The following is a 6,968-nucleotide window of genomic DNA, read 5'->3' on the forward strand; positions in this document are numbered from 1 at the left end:
AGGATTTGTTATGACACAAAAGCAAAAAGTTGCCGTATTAGGCGGTGGTGTATCCGCAATGACTGCGGCATTTTATTTAACCGAATCGCAAGACTGGCAAGATAAATATGACATCACAGTTTACCAATTGGGTTGGCGCATCGGTGGTAAAGGGGCGAGTGGTCGCAATAAAGAGTATGGTCAACGCATTGAAGAACATGGTTTACATATTTGGTTTGGTGCGTATGTTAATTCATTCCGCACCATTGAGAATGTATATAACACGCTAAATCGTCCAAAAGATAAGCCATTGGCTACCTGGCAAGAGGCATTTAAGCCACAAAACTTTGTGGTTTTGCAAGAACACATTAAAAATGAATGGAAAACTTGGCCAAATGAATTTCCATTTATTCCAGGGAACCCAGCTGATAGTACTTTAGATTTAACTGTCTGGGAGTTTATTCGAGCTGCTTATTATTACTTAAAAGATTTTTTAACCGAGTTACATCAAATAAGTGGCAAGCAGCATAAAACTAATTTAGCTGAACACGAGCATGGTTCGTTAAAAGATATCGTGAGCCATTTGGCAACCCATTTAAAACAGGATGTCGTCGCAGTAGAACATGCGCTACAAAACGATATTATCCAATCAATTGAATTAATTAAGCAATTAGCTCATATACATGCTGATGCAGACGAGAGCCAAGTGCATACCCATGCATCGATTATCTCTCGTTTATTCCATGCGCTGAGAAAGTGGTTGCAGCATGAATTCGCTGAGTTACTTGATAATAATGATGAAATCAGACGCCTATTCATTTGCGCTGATTTAGGTTTAACCATGTTTATTGGTTTGATTGAAGATAAGGTGCATCAGCGTGGTTTTGGTTATTTAAATCAATGGGATTATCGAGAGTGGTTAACAATACATGGTGCAAATGTAGAGTTTACGGTTAACTCAGCGATTGTTCGTGGTTTTTATGACTTAGCTTTTGCTTACCCGAATGGTGACTTTGAACACCCAAATATTGAAGCGGGTGTATCTGTATTGGCTATGTTGCGTATGGCCGTCTGTTATCGCGGTGGCATAATGTGGGAAATGCAGGCCGGTATGGGCGACACCATATTTTCGCCATTTTATGAGTTGTTAACTCAGCGAGGGGTTAAATTTGAATTCTTTAACTGTGTAGAAGAATTAATCCCAGGCGATGATTCCATTGAACAAATTATTATTACAGAGCAAGTTCAGTTAAATAACCCGGACAAACCATATAATCCGTTAGTTGACGTTAAAGGTTTACCATGTTGGCCGTCTGAGCCTAAATATGAAGAGTTAAATCCACAGCAAGCAGCGTGGTTGCAAGAGAATGACATTAACCTTGAATGTTTTTGGTCTGATTGGGCAAAAGTATACAAAGAGAAAACCGGTGAGGATTTACCGCAAAAAACTTTAACTAAAGGTGTTGATTTCGATTTAGTGGTATTTGGCCCTTCAGTTGGCTCAATACCTCACTTATGCCCCAAGTTATTAGAAAAAGATCCAAAACTGGAACAAATGGCCGATAAAGTTAAAACTGTCGCAACACAAGCTTATCAGCTGTGGTTAACTAAAACAGTTGCTGAAACAGGCTGGAAATACTTACCAGAAAATGGCGAAAAGCCTGTCTTAAGTGGATTTGTCGAACCTTTTGACACTTGGGCTGCTATGGATCAACTGCTTTGCCGGGAAGATTGGCCAGCTGATCACGAGCCGAAAAATGCTAGTTATTTCTGTAATGCGTATCCGATTGATCATTATCCAGCTAAAGACGATTATCAATTCCCTGCTGAATGTAAATCACAAGTGAAAAGCAATGCAATCAATCAGCTTAAAAATGATATTTATAATTTATGGCCGAGTATTGCACAACCTGGTGAGTTTGATTGGAATTCATTATTAGCAAACCAAGGTGAACAAGGCGAAGATCGATTTAACAGCCAATATTGGCGATGTAATGTCGATCCAAGCGAGCGTTATGTATTATCAGTCAAAGGTTCAAGCGCCTATAGGCTTAAAACTGATGAAACGATATTTAATAATTTGTATTTAACGGGTGATTGGTTGAGTACAGGTGTTAATGCTGGCTGTGTAGAAGCCGCGACTATGGCTGGTATGCAAACATCTCGCGCTATTTGTGGCTACCCAGAGTCAATTGACGGTGAAAATGGCTTTGAACCAAAAGGAAAATAGTTAAAGGAATTAGCGAGGCGTAATAATTCGTCTACAATATAAAGAAATTACGCCTCTTATGATTCAAGTTTTAAGGTAATTAAATGAAAAAGAACATGGGTTTTGTCTTGCCACCGTTTTTATGTGTGGCGAGCGTCGGCTTTGTTTCTGCTAAAGGAATAGATGAAACCCAGCAAACTGAACAAGGTATAGAAGTCATCAAGGTTCATGCTGAAAAAAAAGCGAAAGAGTTATCTTCTGTATCTACGACTGTCAGTTTGTACACACAACAAGAGTTAGAAGATTTTAAACTGAAAGACACAACTGAACTGTCTACGTTAGCTGCTAACGTTAAAATAACGCAAAATGCAGCAGAAGGAACACCGCCGGCAATCAGTATACGTGGCGTGTCACTTTTGGACTACAACACTGCAAATACTGCACCAGTCGCAATATATGTTGATGATGCGGTTGGCGGTTCAGTTAACCATCAAATTGTAAACTTATTTGATGTTAAGCAAGTAGAAATACTCAAAGGCCCTCAAGGTACATTGTTTGGCCGCAATACCACAGGTGGTGCAATACTGGTTTTTTCTAATGAACCAGAACAAGATTTTTCCGCCCATGTTAAAGCTGGTGGAGGTAATCAGGATTATCGACTTTTAGAGGCGATGTTAAATCAACCTTTAACCGATAATTCTGCCGCACGTATTGTGGTGAACCATCAAGAATATGACTATTCAACAATCAATCTTCACCCGCAAAGCCCTAAAGCTGGTTTAGAGCAAACCAATATTAGAGCTATGTATAAGTACAATGGTGACAATTGGGATTTGTTATTAAAAGCAAGAGCAGAAGATTGGCAAGGCAATGTTAAACCACCAGCGAATATTGGTGTTGTCGATGCAAGTGGCAATCCTTGTGCGCCAAACGATGCTGGCTCAACCAAGTGTTTTGACGGTTTTGGTTACAATGTGGGCACCAATGATTTTCATGTAGTTAACGTAGATAACTTCAGCCCACATGAGACAGATGCGCACGGTTTTTCAGCAAAGCTAACGTTTGATTTAACTGACAATAGCCAATTAATTTATATTGGTGCACTAAATCATTTACAACGTTATTCGGCGTATAATTGTGATGCAAGTCCGGCCGAATTGTGTAAAGGTGCATTAGGCGTAGAAACAGATGCAATAAATCATGAAATTCGTCTAGAGAATAACTGGGAAAGTATTGCATGGACTATTGGTGCGTTTTATTTAAACGAAGAAATTAAGCAAGATAACTTTAGTGATATTTTCCGCGCATTTCGCGGTTTAGGTATTTTACCTAATGAATATACAACAACTTTTTTATACGACAATGAATTAGAAGTTACAGCATCTTCTTTGTTTACTGAATTCGAATTTTCTTTGACTGAAAAGTGGTTTTTAAACCTAGGTGGCCGCTATACAGACGAATCAACTGAATATCATACGGTTTCGAGAGTCGATACAATTTTAGACAATAGTTTAAACGATGATTCAATTCTAACTGCAATTGGTTGTTTTTCTACTGGTGAGTCACACGCTAGTTCCTTTGGCGCAAATTGTCCGAACTGGGATTTAACTGGAAAAGTTAGCGACAATAATTTATCTGGAAGCGCGTCTGTGCGATATCAATTCAATTCAGGTTCAAATGTATATTATACAGTCGCGAGTGGCTTCAAAAGTGGTGGTTACAATGCTGGGTTATTGGCAACAAAAGAAGAAGCTGAGCGCGCAGAATATGGTGCAGAGAAGTTGTTAGCTCATGAAATTGGTAGCAAAATTTCATTGAAAGAATATTCAAGCTTTATTCAAGCTAGCGCATTTTATTATGACTACACAGATCAACAAGTTTTCCAGAACCAACCGTCGGCAGTAGAAGGTGCACCACCCATTCAAGTGTTAGACAATGTTGGAAAATCAACTATTTACGGTGTAGACCTTGATTGGTATTTTAAAGCTTCAGAAGGTTTAAATACGCGTCTATCAATTGGCTATTTACCGAAAGCTGAAGCCGAGTTTGAAGATGCTGTTACAGGGGAAACTAAACGTAGCCGTCTACCGTTGGCATCCAAGTGGAATGTGGGAGGTAGATTAAATTATACATTTAGTGATCTGTCCGTTATGATAGGATTTGATCATCAATCAGATTTTTATTTCGACCAAAATGAAAACCCTTATGCTGAACAAAAGGCTTTTACATTGTGGAACGCTGGGTTGATTTATAATATCTCAGACAACTTTGCTGTTAGAATTTGGGGTAAAAACTTAACCGATGTTGAATATAGTCATCTGAAATTCGATTTGATCAATTTTTTGGGCATGCTTGAAGATTTTCGAGCTGAAGGCCGCCGATATGGGGTAGAAGCGACATTGAGCTTTTAATTTATTGTCTGATATAGGGGCTATTGGCCCCTACACGGAATTTCATAAAACTATATGCTATTGAACAAAAAAATTGGTAAACACATGGATAGTTTATTTGCCAATATAAAATACCTACTCGTACCCATTTTTCTTTTATTTATTAGTTTTCCTTCGGTTTCAGCAGAATCGTATTTCTTTTTAGAAAGCAAATCTTCAGAAACCAATCTACTTTCACTTGGAAATAAATATCCGGCTGAAAATGATACTTTTCCAGCTACATTAGATGAAGCTCTGTTACTAGCAAGTAAACCAAAGGACGTCGAGTTCATACCAAGCTCTGGTGCGCCGTACTGGTATATAAAGTCTTTTGTTAACCTAACAGACGCGCAAAATTGGATTGTCTATATTTACGGTGGTGCTTTTGAATCGGCTCGTTTCAAACTATTTGGTTTGGAGGGGATTCAAGAATTTTCTTTGGGCCATAAACATTACGAGTCGGATAGATTTCATTATGCTCACGATGTCCAACTAAAACCAAACCATGAATATGTATTAGTGGGTTATTTTGATAGCCCTTATTATTACGCGCCAATAAAAATGGTTTTGCAGGCAGAGACTATTTTAGCTAAAGAATTAGAATTAGAGTCTGTTGCTATCCTAATCTTGACCGGCATTTGCCTGAGTTTGGCGATATACAATTTGTTTGTTTTTATCGGTGCTCGAGACAAAACAAATTTGTATTACGCACTATACGTTGTTTTCTTACTGTGGAGTTGGTTACATATACTCCATGTACCAGAAGTTCTGTTTAATTTTTATAATAGTAATTTTCATTGGGCTGGCTTTTTATTGGCTGGCATATTTAGTAACTTGTTTGTAGTGAGTTTCTTACGTTTACAAGATACACGTCCAAAACTTGCAAAATTGTGTTTTGCTGCTGCGGCCATCAGCCTGGTTTGTTTACCTTTTGCATTGATCTCTGAAAATCATGGATTAGCATTAACAACCGCTAGCTCGACCCTCAATTTATTTCTGGGCTTATATGCGGGTGTAAGCAGTTGGCGCAGTGGCTATCGCCCAGCAAAGTTTTTCGTATTTGCATATTTAGCATTGTTTTCACCTAATTTTGCAAGCAACCTAGTTAATGCGGGTCTGATTGAATACCAAACATTAAACCTTTATCTAATTGGTTTTATGGGGGGGGCAATTGATGCATTGTTATTGGCTTTTGCTGTAGCTGACAAAGTTCGCTTGCTGAATGAAGAAAATATTGCATTAAACTCTAACCTTGAAAAGAAGGTTTCAGAACGTACAGCAGAATTGCAAAAGACCTCGGAAGAGCTTGTTAAAGCCAACGATTCAAAAAGTCGTTTTCTGGCGCAAATGAGTCATGAAATTCGCACCCCAATGAATGCGGTAATTGGCTTAAGTCAGTTAGCATTAAAAACTAACCTAAATTTTGAGCAGCGAGACTATTTACAAAAAATCTATCATTCTGGGGATGTGTTGCTGGGGATCATCAACGATATTTTAGACTACTCAAAAATTGAAGCAGGGCGACTGAACGTAGAAAAAGTCTCGTTTAATTTAGAACGAGTAGTGGAGCGGGCCACTAACGTATGTTCGTTAAAAGCGCATGCTAAAGGTATTGAACTCATTGTTGATTTAAAAACAAATGTACCTAAATTTATCGAGTCAGACCCACTGCGTATTCAACAGGTTTTAGTTAATCTAATTTCCAACGCTGTTAAGTTTACTGAGCACGGCCATGTTAATGTGCGTATAAATGCTAAAGAGCTGTCCGATGGTGAATATTTAATTGAATTTGCTGTTGTTGACACTGGCATGGGGATGTCCGAAAAGCAGCAAAAACAGTTGTTTAAACCTTTTTCTCAAGCTGATGATTCAATTACACGTAAATTTGGTGGCACGGGTTTAGGCTTGGCTATTAGCAAGCAGTTAGTTGAATTAATGGGGGGGGAAATCTGGGTTAATAGCAAACAAGGCTTAGGGTCCGCATTTCATTTTTCTATTAAATGTCGAAAAACGCATGAAGACATTCCAGCCAATACTATTACTGTTGAAGATAGACCTTTACGTGTTTTAATCGTTGATGACAACGCAATTGCTAGGCGCGTATTAATTGACATATTTACCCACCATAACGCGTTAGTCGTTGAAGCAGAAAATGGTATTCAAGCCATAGATAAAGTGCAAACAGCAGTTAAAAACCATCAAAAATTTGATCTGATTGTAATGGATTGGCGCATGCCCGAAATGGATGGTATTCAAGCTTCTAAATTAATTAGGCAAGATTTAGGCGTGAAAGATATGCCAGCCATATTGATGGTATCAGCCTATGATAAAGACGAAGCAAAAGTGGCTAA

3 protein-coding genes are annotated in these 6,968 nt (G+C 38.4%); all 3 read left to right on the forward strand.

Going from position 1 to position 6,968, the window contains the following annotated elements; genetic code table 11:
* Positions 1-10 precede the first annotated feature (10 nt).
* Positions 11-2,209, forward strand: a complete 2,199-nt coding sequence (locus tag WSC_RS0105185; RefSeq protein WP_016954852.1) for an NAD(P)-binding protein — start codon at positions 11-13, stop codon at positions 2,207-2,209.
* 83 nt (positions 2,210-2,292) lie between these two features.
* The gene (locus tag WSC_RS0105190; protein WP_016954853.1) at positions 2,293-4,599 is read left to right on the forward strand and encodes a TonB-dependent receptor; all 2,307 of its coding nucleotides are present in this window, start codon (positions 2,293-2,295) and stop codon (positions 4,597-4,599) included.
* 84 nt (positions 4,600-4,683) lie between these two features.
* Positions 4,684-6,968 (forward strand): hybrid sensor histidine kinase/response regulator (locus WSC_RS23955; protein WP_169315460.1); only part of this gene is annotated, 2,285 nt, incomplete at its 3' end.

Origin of the sequence: Catenovulum agarivorans YM01 (assembly GCF_000281085.1) — a bacterium.
Taxonomy (GTDB): domain Bacteria; phylum Pseudomonadota; class Gammaproteobacteria; order Enterobacterales; family Alteromonadaceae; genus Catenovulum; species Catenovulum agarivorans.